Origin of the sequence: Actinomyces ruminis (assembly GCF_002154335.2) — a bacterium.
Classification (GTDB): domain Bacteria; phylum Actinomycetota; class Actinomycetes; order Actinomycetales; family Actinomycetaceae; genus Actinomyces; species Actinomyces ruminis.
The window spans coordinates 1-17398 of the sequence record NZ_MTPX02000071.1; the positions used below are offsets into that span (position 1 = coordinate 1).

Consider the following 17398-nt stretch of genomic DNA (forward strand, 5'->3'; position numbering starts at 1 on the left):
CCCGGGAGGGGCGGGCCGGGGCGGGGGTCGTCGGTGAGCTGGCTGGGGTGGGCGGCAGCGCGCTCCAGGCGGCCGCCGCGCAGGTCCGCGAGCGGGTCCTCACCCTCGTAGTCCCAACGGACGGCCTCCCGGGTGCCGGCGTCGGGGCGTGCAATGGCGCCGTAGGCGGCGACGATCCGGCTGGCCATGACGACCGCGTTGGCGTAGGGGTTGCCCGGCTGCAGCACCCCGAACTCGGTCTCCAGGCCAACGGGACGCCGTACCGGAGTGGACTGGGGGGACTCGCTCATGCGTTCTCCTGTAGGTTTGTGGCGGCAGCGTCCGTCAGACGGCGCACCGCGCGTACCGTCTCGCCGCGGTGGCCGACGACGCGGCTTACGGACTCCGGTCCGGCGGCGGTGATCTCCTCGTTCTGGCGGGCCTCGACGGCGACCGCCTCCAGCAGCCGGCGAGTGGACAGGCCGCCGTCCCCGCCGGCGAGCTCGTCCTTGATGGCGGCGGTCTTGGCACGGGCCACGATGCGGCCAGCATGGCGCCGGAGACGAAGTCGGCCAGGTGCAGCGTCTCGCGCTCGCCGGAGGCGTAGATGACCTCCAGGACGGCCTTGTCGGGGGTGCGGGCGTACAGGTCGGCGACGGCTGCGCGCCGCATGGCCGTGGCGGCGGCCTCCCGGTCGCCTCCGGCCGCCGCCAGTTCCGTCGGGTCCAGGGGCAGGTCGGAGCGCAGGTGCTTGCCGAGGACCTCCGCAGCACCTTCGGCGTCGGGACGGTCGATGCGGATCTTGACGTCGAAACGGCCGGGCCGCAGGATCGCCGGGTCGATCATGTCCTCCCGGTTGGAGCGCCGATGATGACCACGTTGTTGAGCGACTCCACGCCGTCTATCTCGGTTAGCACCTGCGGGACGATCATGGTCTCCACGTCGGAGGAGACACCGCTGCCGCGGGTGCGGAACAGGGCCTCCATCTCGTCGAAGAAGATGACCACCGGCCGGTCCTCGGCGGCGACCTTGCGGGCCTGGTCGAAGATGGCGCGGATCTGTCGCTCGGTCTCACCGACGAACTTGCTCAGCAGCTCCGGCCCCTTGATGTTCAGGAAGGCGGCGTCGCGCGCGCCGGCGCCCGTGGAGCGGGCCAGGGAGGTGGCCACGGCCTTGGCGATCAGGGTCTTGCCGCAGCCGGGCGGGCCGTACAGGAGCATGCCCTTGGGGGCCTGCAGCCCGTAGCTGCGGTACAGGTCGGGGTGGGCGAAGGGCAGTTCGAGGGAGTCCCGGATCTGCTGGATCTGCGGGCCCAGGCCGCCGATGTCGTCCCAGGACACGTCCGGGGTCTCGGCGACCACCAGCTGCTGGACACTGGTGCGGGCGATGCGGGCGGTCACCAGGTCGGCACGCAGGTCGGCGGCCAGGGTGTCGCCGGGACGCAGCAGGTCGGCATCGAGGTGCCCGGCCACGCGCACCACCCGGGTGGCACCGGAGCCGGTGGTGACCAGGGCGCGTGCGGCGGGCGCAGCCGTGGCCTCGGCATTGGCGTCAGCGGCGGCATCGGCCAGCACCTCGTCCAGGGTGACCGCCTCCCCGGTGTCGGGCGCGGGCAGGGCGTCGACCACCAGCATCTGGTCGTTGACGGCCACGCGCTGTCCCACCCGCAGCTCGGCGGCATCCAGCTCGGGGTGCAGTCCCAGTCGCAGATGGCGGCCGCCCAGGGAGACGTCGGCCTCGGCGGGGCCGGGCAGGCCGGTGAGCAGTCCCAGGGTGACGGGTGGGCGGGTGACGGCGTCGAGCTGGGCGCCGAGTTCGGCGATGCGCTCGCGAGCGGCCGTAAGCGCCTGGGTGAGGCGCTCGTTCTTGGCCGAGAGGCTGACGGCCTCGGCCCGGGCCTCACGCAGCTGGTGGCTGGTGAAGTCGCGCGCCGGCATGCCCAAGGGCTGGGGCTCACTCATATTCCTGCTCCTGCGGGCCGGGCAGGCCCGGCTGGACCGGGGTGGCGTCCTCGGGCTGTTTGGCCCGGCAGTCGCGCAGCACGCGGCGGACCTTGCGGTCGGTGCTGGTGCGCTCCCCCACGTCCTCGATGGTCCAGTAGCCGGCGTCGTCGTAGGCTCCGCGGGCCGGCGGGCGCTTACGGGTCAGCGGGGCGGAGTCGGCGGCGAGGCGGCGGGCGGAGACCAGGAAGCCGGTGTGGGCGACCATGCGGTGGTCGGGGCGCACCGCCAGCCCGTCCACGTGCCAACCGCGTACCGCCGACTCCCAGGACTCCGGCTCGGTGAAGCGCCCGGACTGGCGCAGCGCCTCCACGGTGCGCGACAGCTGCGGGACGGTGGCCACGTAGGCGAGGAAGACGCCCCCGGGCACCAGGGCGCGGGCGGCGGCGGTGATGTTCTCCCAGGGGGCGAGCATGTCCAGCACCACGCGGTCCACGCTGCGTCGGCGACGTGTGCGGCCACGACGTCGGCGAAGTCGCCGGTGCGCAGCTCCCACGCGGGATGGTGGCGGCCGAACCAGGAGTCGACGTTGGAGGCGGCGATTGCGGCGAAGTCCTGGCGCCGCTCGACGGACAGCAGGTGGCCCTCCTCCCCGATTGCGGACAGCAGGCTCATGGTCAGGGCGCCGGAGCCGACGCCGGCCTCCAGCACGCGAGCCCCGGGGAAGATGTCGGCGAAGGCGACCACCTGGCCGGCGTCCTTGGGGTAGACGACCTGGGCGCCGCGCGGCATGGACAGCACGTAGTCGGCCAGCAGGGGTCGCAGCAGCAGCAGCTCGTGCCCGGATTCGGTGGTGATAACCGTGCCCTCGTCGCGGCCGACCACATCGCGGTGGTAGAAGCTGCCCCGCTGGGACTGGAAGAAGCCACCGGGGTCGAGCACGAAGGTGTGCTTGCGGCCCTTGGAGTCGGTGACCTGCACGCGTTCGCCGTAGCGGAAGGGGCCGCGGCGTCCGGCCTGCCCCAGCACCTGCTGAGTGGCTACGCGCGGCTGCACGGCGGGAGTGGTCTGCTCGCTCATCGGGCCCGAGTCTAGTGAGCCCCGGAGGCAGTGGCGTTACGTGTCGTTGACGCGGTCAGTGCGGTCGGCGACGTATGCGGACCGCGCGGGCGGAACCGCTGCAGTATGTCGGCCCCGGCGGCAGTCAACCCTCTTGACAGCGGTTATAATCCGTTATGTCTTACGATGTCTTCGCTGTCGGAATCCACGAGGGCGGTTCGCGCCCGGGCGGAGGCGCCGCCGCCCGGGCAGTACTTCAGCCCTTCATTGAGCGAGACGAGCCCAAATTCCATTTCCTGTTCATAAGAACGCGCGACGGTGGGGCGGACGTCTATCTGAGCGAGGACTCCATGATGTTCAATCATTTCGAAGGTGATCGCACCTGCGACCTGCTGGTAGCGGCCGCACGGGCGGCCGACTGGGTCATTTTTCCTCCGGGTTGCCCTACCTGCATCACCAACGAGAGTCAAAGAGAACATCTGCCGCCCGGATTCACTGAGCATGTCAGGTACGTCAGAACCGGCCAAGACCTAATGAACGCGCTTGCCATCGACATACTGGGATAGGCTCAGCCGCCACCGTACCGGACCTGTGCCGCGCTCCGGCGAGTAGCACCTAAACTGTCCAGGTTCGGGACAAGCGGGGCCGTCGGCAGCAAGGTCAGCGAACGAAGCGTTGGAATCGTGCGAGCGCTGCAGCTACGCCGACGAGCGTCGACGGCGTTTACCCCCCGATTCGGACATTTCCGGTCACCCCGTACCCGGACCTCACTTCATCATCTAGACTGTCATGGGTGCCCACCAGCGTGGGCGCCGACCCGGTTGCACGAATTGCACGGTCCGGAGGAAGTCCGGATGGCGCCGCTCCCCCACGGGGCCCGCACAATCAGGCGCTCGTCACCGCGGTCCTGCGACGATTCGGGCACGTGCCCAGCCGCCGCGGGGCCAAGGACTCCAGTTGCACCGGGTGCGTATTCGCACCCGTAGGAGTCCTCATGTCCCAACCCGCCCATCACACGTCAGCGGAGACCGCCGTCTACTTCGACGGCCAGTTCTGGTACTGGTCCTGACCATCGCCACCGGCGGCCGCCTCTACGCCACCCGCCAGGTGCTCGGCGCCCTGCCCAGCGACGCCGAGCTGTACGCCTGGCTGCTCGCGCACGGCAGCGAGCTGATCGATGCGGCCCTGGCCGGGCCCGGAGTCGAGGCCGCCTCCCGGAACGGGACGCGGCGCGTCAATCCCAAGCGCGCCGCCCGCGAGGCGGCCCAGCAGGCGGCCCGGCACGCGCCGTCGACAGCGTCGCAGGAGGCACTGGCGCGGGCACGCGAGGAACAGGGTGCCGCGCGCTCCCGGGCATCGGCCGCCGACCGGCGTCGCCGCGAGCAGGAGCGATACGAGCAGCGCCGTCGCCGGGCCAAACAACGCCACCGGGGTCGCTGAGTCAGCTCGGCCGGTGGGCGACGACGGCTAGCTGCAGCGGCAGCCGGTCGCGCAGCGCCGGATCGCTGAAGCGGTAGCCCTGCGGGCAGCGCTCCATGAGCTCGGGCCAGCGGCACCAGGCGGAGTAGCGGGTCTCGGTCACCTCGTCAAGCACCAGGCCGGCATCGAGCAGGGCGGTGAGGATCTCGCCGACGCCGTGGTTCCACTGGTGGCTAACCGGGTGAGTGACGGCGGGGGCACCGTCGACGGCCTCGATGTAGGAGCCCTCGTCCTCCCAGGTCATGGGATCAGTGCGCTGGAAGTACGGCTCGTGAAGCGTCAGACCATGAGTGGTGTCATCCCCCACTGCCTGCAGGACCGGGTGGTCGTCACGCAGTACCAGGCGGCCGGCCGGTCGCAGCAGTGAGGCGACCACGCGTGCCCATGCCCTCACGTCGGGCAACCAGCACAGCACCCCCAGGGAGGTGTAGACGAGGTCGAAGTCCCCCGCCAGCGCCCGCCGGGCGTCGTAGACGTTTGCCTGTACGAACTCGATGTCGGCGCCGGCTCTCCCGGCGATGGACCGGGCACGGCGCAGCGACTCGCCCGACAGGTCCAGCCCCACCACCCGGTGGCGCCCAACCGGACCAGGCTCACCGTGTCCAGGCCGAGGTGGCATTGGAGGTGGACGACGTCCATGCCGCTCAGGTCGCCCAGGCGGTGCCGGTCCGGGGCTATTTCCGCGGTGATGGCGGTCGGGGAGGCGAGCAGCTCTGCGATGCCGTAGCCGCTGGCCTCATGCAGCACGGCGCGATCGTCCCAGTTGGCGCGGTTGTCGGCAAAGTACTCGGCATGATCTGTGGGGTCGGCTGCACTCATGGCGCCAGTGTTCCACATCCTGTGCCATCGGGAACCGGCCCGGGCGTCATTCAGTCCGCCAGCAGACGGCGCTCGTCGCCGATGCGTCCGACCAGCAGGTAGGCGCACCAGGCGCCGACGATGCCCACCAGCATCACGGCGACCATCGGCACCGCGCTCTGCCCGCCGCCGGAGGAGGCCAATGGCGCTGAGGTGCCGTTCGCGGCCGCCTGCGCGACGCCCAGCAGTGCGCTGGCCACGCCGGCGACGTGCGGCGCCTCCCCCAGGGCCAGGGCGCTGGAGTTGCCGAAGATGAAGGCCTGCGCAGACATCACCAGTAGGAATCCGGCGCACAGCGGCACGAGCGCAACATCGAGCAGCAGCACACTCACCGCGACGGTGCTGATGCCCACGGCGGAGATGGTCAGCCCCAGGCCGATCAGGCGACGGATGCTGGCGTGCCGCACCAGGCGGGCGTTCAGGAGACTCAACAGCATCTGGCTGCCCGCCGTGGCGGCGAAGAACACCGAGAACGTAAACGCGCTCAGCCCCTTGATCTCCTGCAGCACGAAGGATGAGGAGGAGATGTAGGCGAACATGGCGAACCCGGAGAAGGCGGAGGTGAGCATGTAGCCAGGTAGCGGCGGTGGCGCACGAGCTCACCGGCGCCGGCGAGAAAGCGCCGCATTCCGTTGCCGTGCAGGCGTCGCTGTTCGGGCAGGGTTTCGGGCACGAAGACAGCAGCCATGGTGGTCATGAATATCCCGAAGCCGACCAGGCACCAGAAGACGACGCGCCACGAGGCTACGGTCAGTACGGCGCCGCCGGCCACCGGCGCGATCATGGGCGCCAGGGCGCCGACCGCCATGAGGATCGACATGGTGGAGGCCAGGCGTGATCCGTGGGCGACGTCGACGAGCACCGCGCGTCCCACCACGCGGCGGTGCCGCCGCCGAATCCCTGCAGCAGCCGCCCCACCAGCAGCACCCCGATACCGGGGGCTAAGGCGCACACCACCGCGCCGAGTGTGCACACCGCGCCGCCCAGGAGCATGGGGCGCCGTCGTCCGTAGCGATCCGAGGCCGTCCCGCCGACCACTTGTCCCAGCGCCATGCCTATGAAGAAGGCGGTCAGGGTCAGTCCGACGGCGGTCGAGCTGGTTCCCAGGTCCACCGTGATGCGGGGGAAGGCCGGGGAGTACATATCGGTTGCGAAGGGCGGGACGGCATTCTGCACCGCCAGCGCGATGACTAGGCCGGCGGTGACTGCCGCAGGCTGTGACCGGTTCGGACGCAACGGTTCTCCTCGCTCTGGGAATCCTGGGCTGTGTTCTCAGCGGGCCCCGGTGGGGACGGCGCCGCTGACATACCCGTTTTCTACCAGGACCAACCAACGGGAGACCGTACGCGCCCGCGCCAGGGCGTCAGCGGCCGGTTGCCCGGTGGCCTGGGTGGTGACGGCGGCCGCCGGCAGCACAGTGCATACCTGGCTTACCGCGACCGCGGCGGCGTCGGGCAGGCCGGAACGCTCCAGCTCGGCCAGCGCGGCACCGTCAAGCGTGCCCAGAATCCGCGCGCCGTCGGTCACGAGCACCAGCCCGGCCCCGGCGTCGAGCTGCTCGCGCGCGGTAGCCAGAGACGTGTCAGCGGGGACGACGGCGACTGGACGGGTCAAGGTACGCAGATCGAGGCGGGCGGCGGCGCGGGCGCCTCGGCCCAGTCCGAGCACCCGCCAGGAGGTCATGGCGATGGGCCAGGCGACCATGACGGCCAGGATCAGGCTGAAGGAGTCGGGCCGAGTTCCCGCCAGCAGCGGCGCCAGAATCCAACGCCAGACGATGCCAACCACCACGGCCAGTCCGCCGACCGCCGCAACCCGCTGGCCTAGAACGCGCCGGCCGGTCAGCTGCTCGACCAGTGCGGCCAACGCATGCCCGCCATCCAGCGGCAGACCCGGCAGGGCGTTGAAGACGGCCAGGGCAAGGTTGACCCAGGTCAGGGCCCACGCCGCCACGTAGGTGGGCGGGGAGTCGGCCCGGTCCAGCAGGCCGTGCCCGACGGCCCACAGCGCCAGGTTCGTGGCCGGCCCGGCCAGGGAGGTGAGTGCGTCCTTCCAGGGGCGCCACCGGGCCGACGGGCCGAAAGTGGTGCGTCCGCCCCACAAGTACAGCTCATAGCGCACCGGCCGACGGCCCAGCACCGTGCCCACCGCGCCGTGGGCGAGCTCATGCAGCAGGACGCTCACCCCTACGCCCAAGACCGTGGCGGCGACCGCGCCGAACACGGTGGCGACCCCATATCCGGCCAGCGCGGAGGACACCACCGGGTACCAGCTGCCGGCGATGAGCAGGCCCAACAGCAGCGAGGTGGGGGCGATCACCACGGGCGCACCACCGAGTGTGAACAGCGTCCAGGAGTCCGAACGGCGTCGGGCAGCAGATGCGGTCATGCCCCGACCCTAACGGCACGTGCTGTGCGGACACGGCGCGTGCAGTGTCCTCCTGGGGTGACGTTCACCCGTCGGATTCCAGGGTGTCCACGTTGTCTGCCGTGATCCACACAGCCTCGGTGTAGTTGACGGCCTCTACCGCATCGCCCTTGATGAGCTTGTCCATGGTGTCGATGGCGAGGCGGCCGATGCCGGCCGTGTCCTGGGAGACCGTGCCCGCCATGCCGCCGTTGCGGATGGAGGCGACGCCGTCGTCCGTGGCGTCCACGCCGGATACGTGCACGTCGTCCTGTTCGCCGGCATTGGTCAGTGCCTTGAGTGCGCCCAACGCCATCGAGTCGTTCTGCGCCACGATCGCATCGATATGGGTTCCGGTAGACAGCCAGTTCTCGGTGACAGTGAGCGCCTGGGCGGTGTCCCAATTGGCGGTCTGCTCCAAAACGATGTTTACCCCCGGGTGCTCCGCTAGTACCGCGTCATAGCCGGCCTTGCGCTGCAACTGCCCATCCGATCCCATGGGGCCGTACAGGACGGCGATGGATCCCTCCTCACCGATTGCCTCTACGACCTTCTCCATCTGCAGCCTGCCAGCCGCAGTGTCATCTCCACCGATATAGGCGGCGGCCCGATCCTGCTGCTCGGCCTGCTGCACAATGGTCGCGATCGGAATCTCCGCCTCATTGGCCGCCTTGAGGCCCGGGGCGATTCCCTCCTTGGAAACGGGCTCTACCAGGATGCCGTCGTAGCCCTGGGCGACGGCGGACTCGATCTGGCTGATCTGTGTGGCAGCGTCGCTGTTCCCGTCGAACACGGTGACGTGGACGCCGAGTTCGTCTCCTTCGGCGACGGCGGCACCCGCCAGTGTCGTGGTGAATGAGTTAGTCATGTGGCTCATCATCAACGCGATCCGTGTCCGTCCGTCGGATCCGCCCAGCGTGCACGCAGAAACCATGGCCGCGGCCAATACCAACGCGCTGATTATCGCAACTGTGCGCCTCATGATTCTTCCCCCATCCGAATTCGTCCCCAGAAAGTCAGCTCCGCTGCCGCGCCTTCACATCCAAGAGCACCGCGAGCACGATAATGGCGCCCTTGACGACTCGCTGGAAGTTCGCGTCGATACCCAGGATGTCAAGACCGTTGGCGATGACGGCGATCATCAGCGCACCAATCAGGACGCCGACCGCCCGGCCGCGCCCACCGGACATGGACACTCCGCCAATCACCACCGCAGCGATCGCGTCCAACTCGTAGGACTCGCCGGCGGTAGGGGCGCCGCTGATGGTGCGAGACGCAAGCAGCACGCCGCAGAAACCCGCCAACAGGCCGGCGATGACGAAGACCGACACCTTCGAACGCCTGACGTTCACCCCGGAGACCTCGGCCGCTACGGGGTTGCCGCCCACGGCATACACCCGGCGGCCGTACACCGTCCGGCGTAGCACGAAGGCGCAGACGGCGAAGATGACCACGAGGTAGATCGCCATCACGGGGAAGCGCCCGATCCTTGCACTGGCAACGGCCTCGAAGGTCTCGGAGACGTTGAAGATCGGGGCGCCGCCGGACACGATCAGCGCCAGCCCGCGCACTGCGGTCATTGTTCCCAGCGTGACTATGAACGACGGAATTGCGCCGTAGGCGACGCCCACACCGTTGAGCAGGCCCACCAGCGCACCCACCAGTAGGGCGGCAAGGATCGGCACTATGACTGGATACTCGCCGGGGTGGGCCAGCATGGCTGCCACTACACCCGCCAGCCCGATGGTTGAGCCCACTGACAAGTCGATCTCCCCGGAGATGATGACGAACATCATGCCCATGGCGAGGATGCCGTTGATCGTGGTCTGGACGAGGATCAGCAGCACGTTGTTGACGCTGAGGAAGTGGTGCTCAGGAGATACCAGCCACAAGGCGAATACCAGGGCGAGGAACACCAGCAGGATGCCCGCGTCACCGACCGACCATCCGCGTGCTCTCCGTGAGATTGCGTTCATCGTTTCATCCTTCGAATCGCGAGGCGAGCTCCATGATCGCCTCCTGGGAGAATTCGGAGCGTTCCAGCGTGCCGGTGCAGCTGCCCTCCGCCAGAACCATGATTCGATCGCTGAGCCCGATCAGCTCCCCCATCTCCGAGGAGATGAGGATGACGGCCTTGCCCTGCTCGACCAGATCCCCGATGAGCTCATAGATGTCGCGCTTGGCCCCGACGTCGATCCCACGCGTCGGCTCGTCGAAGACGACCACGTCTGGCTCGGTCAGCATCCACTTGGCCAGCACGACCTTCTGCTGGTTGCCGCCGGACAGTTCGGCCACATACTGGTTCGGTGAAGTCGCCTTCACCCGGAGCGACTGCATGTAATGGGTGACGGTTCGCCGCTCCCGCCGAGGCGCGATCAGACCGCCGGAGAACAACCTGCTCAAAGACGGCAGCGTCATGTTCTCCAGCACACTTCCCTTGAGGTTGAGCCCGGTGCGCTTGCGGTCCTCGGTGATCAGGGCGATCCCACTACCAATGGCGTCCGCCGGTCTGCGCAGGTGCACCTCGACGCCGTCGCGCAGCACCGTGCCACCGGAGCGCGGACCGAATCCGAACAGCGATTCCACCAGCTCGGATCTGCCCGCACCCACGAGCCCGCCGATGCCGAGGATCTCTCCGCGGTGCAGTGTCAGGCTGACATCGTGGACGCGGTTCGGCACGCTCCAATGACGTACCTCGAATGCGGGCTCCCCCAGCGGCACCTCCCGCTTGGGGAACACGTCGTCGATGCTGCGTCCCACCATCGACTTGATCAGCATGGGCTCGTCGAAGTCGGCGGCCTCTCCGGTGACCACGTGCTGGCCGTCCCGTAGCACCGTGATCCGGTCCGCGATGCGGAAGATCTCCTCCATTTTGTGGGAGATGTAGATGATGCCCACGCCGGCCTGGCGCAACCGCTGTATCTGCGTGAACAGGTTCTCCGCGTCGTCATCGGTAATCGCCGAGGTGGGTTCGTCCATGATGACAATGCGAGCGTCCACGGACAGCGCCTTAGCGATCTCCACCTGCTGGCACTGAGCGACGGACAGATCGCGCATATAGGCGTCAACCGGTAGCTCGACGTCCATGGTTTCCAGTAGCGCGACCGCCTGTCGGCGCATGCGCCCCAGGTCGGCAAGCCCCAGACGACCGCGTGGTTCGCGACCGATGAAGATGTTCTCGTACACGCGCATGTCGGCCACCGGGTTGAGCTCCTGGTGGATCATCGCGATGCCGAGGTCCAGCGCCTGGCGTGGCGAGCCGATTCGCACGGGGCGGCTGTCAATGAGGATCTGCCCGGCGTCAGCGCGCAGCACCCCGATGAGGATCCGCATGAGCGTGGACTTTCCGGCCCCGTTCTCCCCCATCAGCGCGTGTACCTCGCCGCTGCGTACATCGAGGGAGACGTCGTCGAGCACCTTGATTCCCGCGAAGGACTTGTCGACTCCACGCGCCTCAAGCACTACCTCGCCCATGACCGCTCCCTTGCGTAGACGATTCCGTGACAAACAGCGTAAGTTCCACAATTTGTCCTGTCAATAGATTCATATCGATGTCGGCTTCGCTGTCCACAGGGGCGGCTGACGCCATGGGATGACGTGGGGCTGTGGACAACCCTCCGGTCGAGTCCCATTCATGTCACCGGACGGCGGTAGGTTCACCCACGTGAGTGAGCATCCGAACCGCCCCGCCTCCACCGACCCGACCGCCCGCCCCACGGGTCCCGGAGGGAATGGCCGCCGTCGCAGCACGGGACGTACGGCGCTGTCGCCGTCGCGGGCCAAGGACTTCATGCAGTGCCGCTGCTGTTCCGCCTGCGCACCGTGGATCGCCTCCCGGAACCGGGCTCCCTGGCCACCCACAAGGGCACGCTCGTACACGCGATCCTGGAGCGCCTCTACGACCTGCCGGCCCGCGAACGCACCCGTGAGGCCGCCCTGGACATGCTGCCCGGCCAGTGGGCGGCTCACCGGGACAAGCATCCGGAGGTCATGGACCTGTTCGCGGAGCCCGCCCAGGTCGACCCCTGGCTGGAGGAGGCGCGCACCCTGATCGGCGCCTATTTTCAGTTGGAGAACCCCACACGGCTGGAGCCGGCCGAGCGGGAGCTGTTCGTGCAGACCGAGACGCGCGACGGGTTGCTGCTGCGCGGCTTCGTGGACCGGCTGGACGTGGCCCCCGACGGCGCCATGCGGGTGGTCGACTACAAGACCGGTCGCTCCCCCAGTCCGCGCTTCCAGGAGGAGGCGCTGTTCCAGATGCGCTTCTACGCCCTGGTGCTCTGGCGCCTGCGTGGGCAAGCGCCGGCACGCCTGCAGATCGTCTACCTGAAGGACGGTCGTACACTCACCCATGATCCGCGCCTGCCCGAGCTGGAGAGCACGGAGACCAAGCTGGCGCGCATCTGGGATGAGGTGGAGGACTGCGCCGCCGCCGGTGAGTTCGCCCCGCGCCGCTCCCGGCTGTGCGACTGGTGCGCCTACCAGGCCCAGTGCCCCCTGTTCGGCGGGACCACTCCCGAACTGCCCGCCGACGGCGTCGAGCGGCTGCTCACCGCCAGGCGCGCACCGGCGGTCTAGGCCCGACCAGGCCGGGGCAGTCTCGCAACGTGATACGCCTTTGGCACTGAGCCTTCAGCCGCGCTTAGCATCTCGGCGACGATCATCGACCGCGGTCAGCGGCCGCCGTCAATCTCAATCCCCTGCACGGAAGACGATGCTCATGAGCTCCCAGATCGCAGCCCGCAACCTTCGCGCACAGCGCGGAGCGTGTTGCTGCATGCTCGACCTGGCCAGGGCTCAGTGAGGCAGCAGCACCCGAGTACGTTTCCCTTGCTTCTTCCCTCGGCCTTCCGGCGCTACGGCATGCGTCGGCAGGCATCCCTGGTCAGGACATGGCCCACCACCCGATATTCGCGGGTGGGCTGTGCCTGTCGCCGACGGCCCCAGCACGCCGAAGCAGCCGGCCTACCCGCGTCCTACACCCATGACCGCCCTGCGCGGCGGTCGGACGAAGGACCTCCATGATTCTCACCGGACTACTCGTAGGCGGCGTCCTCGGGCTTGTGCTCCAACGCGGCCGCTTCTGCATCACTGGCGCCTTCCGAGATCTCTGGGTCTCCGGCTCCTGGCGGTGGATGACCGCCTTCCTGCTGGCCATTGCCGTGCAAGCCGTCGGCGTCGTCATACTCACCGCCACCGGCACCATCAGCCCGGAAGTACCCACGCTGTCGGTCGTGGCGACGGCGGTCGGCTCCCTGCTCTTCGGCGTCGGCATCGTACTGGCCGGAGGCTGCGCGACCGGCACCTATTACCGCGCCGGCGAGGGTCTGGTGGGCTCCTGGTTCGCGCTCGTGGCCTACGCAGGCACGGCCGCGGCCTCCAAGACCGGCGTCCTCGCCCCGGTGACCACCTGGGTCAAGGGCCTGTGGACCACCGAGCTCACCACACTCCCGGCCACTGTCGGCCTGCCCGACTGGATCGGCGTGCTCGTGTTGGTAGCAGCCGTCGCCCTCCTCGTGCGGCGGCAACGCCGTCTTGCCTCCGCAAAGCCCGTGTCCTTGCAGTTGACTCCTCAGCGCACGGGACTGAACCACCTGTTGTTCGAGCGCGCCTGGAACCCACTGGCCACCGGCGTGCTAGTAGGGCTGGTGGCCATTATCGCGTGGCCGGCGTCCTGGGCCACCGGGCGCCATGACGGCCTGGGGATCACCACGCCGTCGTCCAACCTCGTCGGCTTCCTGGTGACCGGCGATTACGAGCGTCTCGACTGGGGCGTGCTGTTGGTGCTCGGGATTCTCCTCGGCTCGCATCTCAGCGCCCGTGCCGCGGGCGAGTTCCGCGTTCGCGTCCCCTCCGCCACCGTCATCCGCCGCTCCATCGCCGGCGGCCTGCTCATGGGCGTGGGTGCGGCCTGGGCCGGCGGCTGCTCCATCGGCAATGCCTGGTGCAGACCTCCCTGCTCTCCTGGCAGGGCTGGACCGCGCTCGTGTTCCAGGTGCTCGGCGTGGGCGCGGCCGCATACGTCACCCTCATCCGTCCCCGCAACCGGCGCCGCGCCGCCCGTGCGGCCGCGGCTTCACTCGTGCCGGAACACGTGGGCGACTCCAAGGCCGCGGGCACGCTCGTGACTGGCTGACCTCGCCCACTCAACCCATCCCACCCCATCGAAAGGATCTCGACATGCGCACCGTATTGGAAACCGAGGGCCTGGTCTGCCCGTTCCCCGTCATGGAGGCCGAGGAGGCCATGGCCGAGCTGGAGGTCGGCGACGAACTCGTCATCGCCTTCGACTGCACCCAGGGCACCCAGTCCCTGCCCGCCTGGGCCGCGGACAACGGCTACACCGTCACCGAGTTCGCCAAGACCGGTGAGGCCTCCTGGAGCATCACCGTACGCAAGTAGCCGTCCGGTACCCCGCCTCCCGTCTCGTACATCTGCGGGGCGGGAGGCGGGGCGCGCCGTCACCGACCTGCGGTTCCAGACGCCGTCTTGGCCATACGGTTGGGCCATGGAACACAGGAGGCTCGGGCGCACCGGATTGCGCGTCTCGGCGGTCGGGCTCGGCACGATGACTTGGGGTCGGGACACCGACGAGCTGGAAGCCAAGGACCAGTTGGAGATCTTCCTGGACGCCGGCGGCACCCTGCTGGACACGGCCGCCTCCTACTGCGAGGGCGCCTCGGAGGAGGTGATCGGCGGCCTGCTCGCCGGGGCGGTGGACCGGCACGACGTCGTGCTGGTTTCCAAGGCGGGCGTACGCACCTGGCGCACCGGCGCGCGCTCGACAGCGGCCGATGCCTCCCGCGGCACCCTGCTGGACACGCTGGACGATTCGCTGGCCCGTCTGGGCACCGACCATCTGGACCTGTGGCTGGTGCAGGTACCCGACACGACCACTCCGCTGGAGGAGACCGCCGACGCGCTGCGGATCGCAGTCGCCACGGGCCGCACCCGCTACGTGGGGGTGTCGAACCACCCCGCCTGGGCGAGCGTGCACCTGGCGGACCTGCTGCGTGAGGCGGGCGGACCGGGTATGGCCGCGGTGGAGGTGGAGCATTCGCTACTGGCACGCGGCATCGAGCGGGAGCTGTTGCCGGCGTCGGCGGGCCTCGGCTTCGGCGTGATCGGCTATGCCCCGCTGGGCCGCGGCGTGCTGACCGGCAAGTACCGTGCCACTACTCCCCCGGACTCCCGCGGCGCCTCCCCGCATCTTCGCTCATATGTGGCCCCCTACCTGGGCGAGTCCTATCGCGGAGTGGTCGAGGCGGTAGCGACGGCCGCCACCGGCCTGGACCGCAAGCCCGTGGAGGTGGCCCTGGCATGGGCGCGTGATGCTGCCGGGATGGCGTCCACCATCGTCGGGGCGCGCACCCCCGCACAGCTGCGCGGTGCTCTGACCGCCGAGAACCTGGACCTGCCGGTGCAGATCCGCCACGTCCTTAACGAGGTGACGGCACCCGAGGTTGGCTACCCCGAGCGCTTCTAATCAACCCTCGTAGTCGTCGTCGACCTCCGTGTCGTCGTAGTCGTCGTAATCGTCCTCGTCCACGTCCTCGTCGTCGTAGTCGTCGCCCTCGTCCTCCTCCGTCTCTTCGTCATCCTCGTCTTCGTCGGAGTCGAAGGTGTCGAAGGGCAACTCGATGCCGTAGGCGGTGAACAGGGCGTCGTCGTAGGTGAAGAAGGCGTCCTGGAGGGCATCCTCCGCCGCAACAACGGCCGGGGAGTTCTCATCACCCGTCGCGGCGGCGTCCAGATGCGCCTCAAAGGCAGCGATGAGTCGGTTGAGCGCGGACCGCGGGTCATTCGTCATGTGGGCAAGGATACCGGCTCAACCGTGGACCGCGTCTACCGCCGAGGCCACGATCTAGTTCAGCCCGCGACGCCGCAGCAGCGGTTCGATTTGCGGGTCGCGGCCGCGGTAGGCGCGGTAGGAGACGAGCGGGTCGCGGGAGTCCCCACGGGAGAGGAACTCGTGGCGGAAGCGCTCCCCGGCCTGGCGATTCAGGCCCAGATCACCGTCGCGACCGCCCTCGCCGTCGGTGCGGAACCACTCGGTGGTGTCGGCATCCATGACCTCGCTCCAGATGTAGGCGTAGTAGGCGGCCGCGTAGCCACCGCCGAAGACGTGGGCGAAGTAGGTGGTGCGGTAGCGGGGCGGAACCAGGGAGTCGTCAATGCCGACGTCGGCCAGGGCGGCGTGCTCGAAGGCCTCGACCGCGGTCACGTCGTCGGGCACCTCCTGCGGCTCCAGGGTGTGCCAGGCCTGGTCCAGGACGGCGGCACCCAGGTACTCGGTGGTGGCGTAGCCCTGCCCGAAGGCGCCCTGGCTGCGCAGCTGCTCGGCAAGGAGCGGCGGCAGGGGCGCGCCGGTGTCCACGTGGCGGGCGTAGGAGGCGATGACTTGCGGGTGCAGGGCCCACTTCTCGTTGACCTGAGAGGGGAACTCGACGACGTCGCGGGGCACGTTGGTGCCCGATGCGCTGGGCCAGCGGGTGTAGGCGAACAGGCCGTGCAGGGCGTGGCCGAACTCGTGGAAGGCGGTGATGACGTTGTCCCAGGTCAGCAGGGTGGGGCCGGATTCGGGCTTGGTCAGGTTCAGGCAGTTGATGACCACCGGTTTGCGGCCGGTCAGGTGGCTCTGTTCCACCAGGGAGTCCATCCAGGCGCCGCCGTGCTTGCCCTCACGGGCGTAGTAGTCGCCAACGAACAGGCCCAGCAGGGGCGCATCGTCGCCCTGACCGTCGCGCACCTCCCACACGCGCACGTCGGGGACGTACATGTGGGCGGCCAGGTCTAGGCGCTCGTGGAAGCTGATGCCGTACAGGCGGCCCGCGGCGTAGAAGACGCCCCGCTCGACGACGTTGCTCAGCTCCAGATAGGGGGCGAGGGTGGCGTCGTCGACGCCGAAGCGCTCCTTCCGCTCGGCCTCCTCATAGCGGGGCCAGTCAGCGGGGCCGAAACTCTCGCCGGGCAGCGTGGCCGGGTCGGCGGCCATGCGGGCGGCGTAGGTTTCGGCGTCGCGGCGGGCGTTGGCCATGGCCGGGGGCACCAGACGGGTGAGCAGCTCGCTAACGGCCTGACTGGTGCGGGCGGCGGACTCGGCGGCGACGACGGCGGCATGGTGGGGATAGCCGAGTAGGCGGGCGCGCTCGGCCCGCAGCCGGGCCTCCTCCAGCACGAGGGCGCGGGTGTCATACTCGCCGGACAGGCCGCGGCCCAGCGACCGGTTCAGCAGGGCGATGCGCTCGGCGTGGCCGGCGGTGGTGGCCAGCGCGGGGGTGGCGGTGAAGTTGGCGACGTCGGCCGCGTGCATGGCGTTGGTCGTCAACGTGGCGAAACGGGTGGCAAGGGTGGTCAGGCGGGCATTGATGGCGCGCAGCCGGTCCGCGTCCGCTCCGGTCAGGGCGACGCCGTCGCGCTCGAACTCCTCCACGGCCAGGCGGATGTAGCGGGCGGTCTCGGCGTCGATCTCCTGCCCGTCGGCATCCACCGGGGTCTGGGCGGGGGTGTCCTGGGCGGCGGCGCGCACCTGCTCGTCGAGGGTCTTGAAACGCCGGTAGATGCGCGCATCGAGCTGTAGGCGTCCTCGTGCGCGGCCAGGTCGGGAGCAGGTTCTCCTCGAGCGCATCCAGCTCCGGGGAGTCGGTGGCGGAGGTCAGGCAGTAGAGCACGGTCAG

The 17398-nt window shown here is 69.2% G+C and carries 17 protein-coding genes and 2 pseudogenes; 6 read left to right on the forward strand and 13 right to left on the reverse strand.

What is annotated here, in order from left to right:
* From BW737_RS13035 to BW737_RS13045, 3 genes and pseudogenes are all read right to left on the reverse strand, one after another.
* On the reverse strand, positions 1-290 hold a 290-nt coding region (locus BW737_RS13035; protein WP_180272222.1), incomplete at its 3' end, for a proteasome accessory factor PafA2 family protein.
* Positions 287-1940, reverse strand: a pseudogene (gene arc, locus BW737_RS13040) (proteasome ATPase). The gene BW737_RS13035 and the pseudogene arc, both read right to left, overlap by 4 nt.
* Positions 1933-2999, reverse strand: a pseudogene (locus BW737_RS13045) (tRNA (adenine-N1)-methyltransferase). The pseudogenes arc and BW737_RS13045 overlap by 8 nt, the downstream one beginning before the upstream one ends.
* 155 nt (positions 3000-3154) lie before the next feature.
* On the opposite strand from BW737_RS13045, the gene BW737_RS13050 reads away from it, so the two are divergent.
* Positions 3155-3544, forward strand: a complete 390-nt coding sequence (locus BW737_RS13050; protein ID WP_086615901.1) for a hypothetical protein — start codon at positions 3155-3157, stop codon at positions 3542-3544.
* A gap of 400 nt (positions 3545-3944) precedes the next feature.
* Positions 3945-4418 (forward strand): DUF2992 family protein, encoded by a 474-nt coding sequence (locus tag BW737_RS13055; RefSeq protein ID WP_180272223.1) that lies wholly within the window; start codon positions 3945-3947, stop codon positions 4416-4418.
* Between the two features lies 1 nt (position 4419).
* Here the strand turns inward: BW737_RS13055 and BW737_RS13060 are convergent, their stop codons facing one another.
* From BW737_RS13060 to BW737_RS13085, 8 genes are all read right to left on the reverse strand, one after another.
* Positions 4420-5025 carry a class I SAM-dependent methyltransferase gene (locus BW737_RS13060; RefSeq protein ID WP_338063935.1) on the reverse strand — a complete coding sequence of 202 codons (606 nt, stop codon included), beginning with the start codon at positions 5023-5025 and terminating at the stop codon, positions 4420-4422.
* A gap of 301 nt (positions 5026-5326) precedes the next feature.
* Positions 5327-5884: an MFS transporter gene (locus tag BW737_RS18830; RefSeq protein ID WP_257210835.1), complete on the reverse strand. Its 558-nt coding sequence runs from the start codon at positions 5882-5884 to the stop codon at positions 5327-5329.
* Positions 5800-6135 (reverse strand): MFS transporter, encoded by a 336-nt coding sequence (locus BW737_RS18835; RefSeq protein ID WP_257210836.1) that lies wholly within the window; start codon positions 6133-6135, stop codon positions 5800-5802. The genes BW737_RS18830 and BW737_RS18835 overlap by 85 nt, the downstream gene beginning before the upstream one ends.
* A complete protein-coding gene (locus tag BW737_RS18840) occupies positions 6096-6551 on the reverse strand; it encodes an MFS transporter (protein ID WP_257210837.1) in 456 nt (151 codons plus the stop codon). Before BW737_RS18840 ends, BW737_RS18835 begins: the two co-directional genes overlap by 40 nt.
* Positions 6552-6587: 36 nt before the next feature.
* Positions 6588-7703, reverse strand: a complete 1116-nt coding sequence (locus tag BW737_RS13070; protein ID WP_086615899.1) for a site-2 protease family protein — start codon at positions 7701-7703, stop codon at positions 6588-6590.
* Positions 7704-7767: 64 nt separating this feature from the next.
* A complete protein-coding gene (locus BW737_RS13075) occupies positions 7768-8703 on the reverse strand; it encodes a sugar ABC transporter substrate-binding protein (protein WP_086615898.1) in 936 nt (311 codons plus the stop codon).
* Positions 8704-8737: 34 nt separating this feature from the next.
* Entirely contained in the window at positions 8738-9697 is a 960-nt protein-coding gene (locus BW737_RS13080; protein ID WP_086615897.1) for an ABC transporter permease, read from the reverse strand.
* Positions 9698-9701: 4 nt separating this feature from the next.
* Entirely contained in the window at positions 9702-11195 is a 1494-nt protein-coding gene (locus BW737_RS13085) for a sugar ABC transporter ATP-binding protein (RefSeq protein ID WP_086615896.1), read from the reverse strand.
* Between the two features lie 321 nt (positions 11196-11516).
* On the opposite strand from BW737_RS13085, the gene BW737_RS13090 reads away from it, so the two are divergent.
* The 4 genes from BW737_RS13090 (at position 11517) to BW737_RS13105 (ending at position 15207) form a co-directional block, all read left to right on the forward strand.
* Positions 11517-12299: a RecB family exonuclease gene (locus tag BW737_RS13090; RefSeq protein ID WP_257210838.1), complete on the forward strand. Its 783-nt coding sequence runs from the start codon at positions 11517-11519 to the stop codon at positions 12297-12299.
* A 443-nt stretch (positions 12300-12742) separates the two neighbouring features.
* Positions 12743-13849 carry a YeeE/YedE family protein gene (locus BW737_RS13095; RefSeq protein WP_257210839.1) on the forward strand — a complete coding sequence of 369 codons (1107 nt, stop codon included), beginning with the start codon at positions 12743-12745 and terminating at the stop codon, positions 13847-13849.
* A 52-nt stretch (positions 13850-13901) separates the two neighbouring features.
* The gene (locus BW737_RS13100; protein ID WP_086615895.1) at positions 13902-14123 is read left to right on the forward strand and encodes a sulfurtransferase TusA family protein; all 222 of its coding nucleotides are present in this window, start codon (positions 13902-13904) and stop codon (positions 14121-14123) included.
* Between the two features lie 106 nt (positions 14124-14229).
* Positions 14230-15207: an aldo/keto reductase gene (locus BW737_RS13105; protein ID WP_086615894.1), complete on the forward strand. Its 978-nt coding sequence runs from the start codon at positions 14230-14232 to the stop codon at positions 15205-15207.
* Here BW737_RS13105 and BW737_RS13110 read toward each other — a convergent pair whose 3' ends face one another.
* Together BW737_RS13110 and BW737_RS13115 are read right to left on the reverse strand one after the other, a co-directional pair.
* Positions 15208-15531 (reverse strand): DNA primase, encoded by a 324-nt coding sequence (locus BW737_RS13110; RefSeq protein WP_086615893.1) that lies wholly within the window; start codon positions 15529-15531, stop codon positions 15208-15210.
* A gap of 54 nt (positions 15532-15585) precedes the next feature.
* Positions 15586-17349 (reverse strand): M3 family metallopeptidase, encoded by a 1764-nt coding sequence (locus tag BW737_RS13115; RefSeq protein WP_257210840.1) that lies wholly within the window; start codon positions 17347-17349, stop codon positions 15586-15588.
* Between the last annotated feature and the right edge of the window lie 49 nt (positions 17350-17398).

Coding starts and splice junctions, on each gene's coding strand:
- BW737_RS13050 (WP_086615901.1), top strand. CDS start 3,155: ATGTCTTACGATGTCTTCGCTGTCGGAATCCACGAGGGCGGTTCGCGC.
- BW737_RS18830 (WP_257210835.1), bottom strand. CDS start 5,884: ATGCTCACCTCCGCCTTCTCCGGGTTCGCCATGTTCGCCTACATCTCC.
- BW737_RS18835 (WP_257210836.1), bottom strand. CDS start 6,135: ATGTCGATCCTCATGGCGGTCGGCGCCCTGGCGCCCATGATCGCGCCG.
- BW737_RS13070 (WP_086615899.1), bottom strand. CDS start 7,703: ATGACCGCATCTGCTGCCCGACGCCGTTCGGACTCCTGGACGCTGTTC.
- BW737_RS13075 (WP_086615898.1), bottom strand. CDS start 8,703: ATGAGGCGCACAGTTGCGATAATCAGCGCGTTGGTATTGGCCGCGGCC.
- BW737_RS13080 (WP_086615897.1), bottom strand. CDS start 9,697: ATGAACGCAATCTCACGGAGAGCACGCGGATGGTCGGTCGGTGACGCG.
- BW737_RS13085 (WP_086615896.1), bottom strand. CDS start 11,195: ATGGGCGAGGTAGTGCTTGAGGCGCGTGGAGTCGACAAGTCCTTCGCG.
- BW737_RS13095 (WP_257210839.1), top strand. CDS start 12,743: ATGATTCTCACCGGACTACTCGTAGGCGGCGTCCTCGGGCTTGTGCTC.
- BW737_RS13100 (WP_086615895.1), top strand. CDS start 13,902: ATGCGCACCGTATTGGAAACCGAGGGCCTGGTCTGCCCGTTCCCCGTC.
- BW737_RS13105 (WP_086615894.1), top strand. CDS start 14,230: ATGGAACACAGGAGGCTCGGGCGCACCGGATTGCGCGTCTCGGCGGTC.
- BW737_RS13110 (WP_086615893.1), bottom strand. CDS start 15,531: ATGACGAATGACCCGCGGTCCGCGCTCAACCGACTCATCGCTGCCTTT.
- BW737_RS13115 (WP_257210840.1), bottom strand. CDS start 17,349: ATGCGCTCGAGGAGAACCTGCTCCCGACCTGGCCGCGCACGAGGACGC.